The 1,727-nt window shown below is 63.2% G+C and carries 1 protein-coding gene and 1 pseudogene; both read left to right on the forward strand.

Annotated features, from left to right (window positions below):
* Nucleotides 1-205, forward strand: a pseudogene (locus tag DBR18_RS30075) (acetyl-CoA carboxylase carboxyl transferase subunit alpha); the annotation flags it as partial.
* A 123-nt stretch (nt 206-328) separates the two neighbouring features.
* Nucleotides 329-1,657: a tRNA lysidine(34) synthetase TilS gene (tilS, locus tag DBR18_RS27110; protein WP_108592645.1), complete on the forward strand. Its 1,329-nt coding sequence runs from the start codon at nt 329-331 to the stop codon at nt 1,655-1,657.
* The last annotated feature ends 70 nt before the right edge of the window (nt 1,658-1,727 follow it).

A 1,727-nucleotide genomic window follows, 5' to 3' on the forward strand; every position in this document is an offset into this window, starting at 1 on the left:
GGGTATCACCGCCGAGCGCCTGAAAGGCCTGGGCATCGTCGACAAGGTGATCGGCGAGCCACTGGGCGGCGCCCACCGTGATCCGGCTGCTGCTGCTGCCTCGATCCGTGCCGAGCTGAGCTCGCAACTGGCGATGTTGAAGAAGTTCGACAACGAAGCGCTGCTCAAGCGTCGTTACGATCGTCTGATGAGCTACGGTCTCTAAGTCGACTGCGCATTACCCCTGTAGGAGCTGCCGCAGGCTGCGATCTTTTGATTTTGCTGTATCAAGATCAAAAGATCGCAGCCTGCGGCAGCTCCTACAAGGTTTTAAGAAGCGACCCTCTCTATGAATCCTTCGAAGAGTGATTTGCCGTCTCGGCTTATGTCGAGCCTTGAGCCCTGGCGCAACGCCGCTCAGTGGCGCATCGCCTTCTCCGGTGGTCTGGATTCCACCGTCCTCCTGCATCTGCTGGCCCACCTCGCTCAACACCATTCCCTGCCGGCGTTCAGCGCCATCCATGTCCATCACGGTCTTCAGGCTGCGGCCGATGCGTGGCCGGCGCATTGTCAGTCGGTCTGCGATGCGCTGGGCGTTCCCTTGCAAGTGATGCGCGTGAAGGTGCAACCCGGCGCCAGTCTGGAGCGGGCGGCGCGAGAGGCGCGGTATGCGGCGTTCATGTCGCTGACCGAGGCGAATGACGTGTTGCTGACCGGGCAGCATCGCGATGATCAGGCCGAAACCCTGCTGTTTCGCCTGATGCGCGGCGCCGGCGTTCGCGGACTTTCGGCGATGCCGGCGCAGCGACCGTTGGGGCAGGGCACGCTGTTGCGGCCATTGCTCGACGTCACCCGTGCCGAACTTGAGGCTTACGCCCGCGCCCATCAGTTGCGCTGGATCGAAGACCCGTCGAACGAAGATCGGCAATTCTCCCGCAACTATCTGCGCCATCAGGTGCTGCCGTTGCTCACCGCGCGCTGGCCGCAGGCGCAGGCGAGCATGGCGCGCAGTGCGGCGCATCTGCGCGAGGCGCAAGGCTTGCTCGATGAGCTGGCGCAGCTCGATCTGGCGCAAGCCGCCACGCCGAGCGAGTTTCAATGGCTGGGCCTGCCGTCACTGGAACTGGCGCCGTTGGCAAAGTTGTCCGCCGCTCGTCAGCGCAACGCACTCAGCCATTGGCTTGAACCGCTGACACGCCTGCCCGACACTGACCATTGGTCGGGTTGGGAAGACCTTTGCGGCGCTGGCAGTGGCGCGTCCCCGATCTGGCGTCTGGCCGATGGCGAACTGCATCGCAGCGCAGGGCGGATATGGTGGTTGAGTGGTGACTGGCTGCGTGCGCCAGCGGTCAGCGCCGAGTGGCATGACCCATCGACGCCGCTACGTCTGCCCAATAACGGCCGTGTCATGTTCAGCGGGCAGACTCCGGTCGGACCGTTGCGGATTGGCTATCGGCAGGGCGGCGAAGTGATGCATCTGGCGGAGCGCGGCCATCGCGATCTCAAGCGCCTGCTCAATGAGCGCGCGGTGCCAGGCTTCGTCCGTGGCAGATTGCCGCTGCTGTTTCGCGGCGCGCAATTGCTCGCGGTGGCGAACCTGCCGGGCCTTGACGGGCAAGCACAGGACGGCTGGAAATTGCATTGGCAGCCAACAGACGAAGATCAAGGTTTGAGATGAAAGGGGCATTCCGGTAGACTACGCTCCCTTCTTGATACAACTTCTGTGGATTCGCCTGAATTGCAGGAGT

This window comes from Pseudomonas sp. HMWF021, from assembly GCF_003061005.1.
GTDB lineage: Bacteria > Pseudomonadota > Gammaproteobacteria > Pseudomonadales > Pseudomonadaceae > Aquipseudomonas.

What these genes read in the sequence shown, in the direction of transcription:
- tilS (WP_108592645.1), top strand. Translation starts at nt 329, where the DNA reads ATGAATCCTTCGAAGAGTGATTTGCCGTCTCGGCTTATGTCGAGCCTT.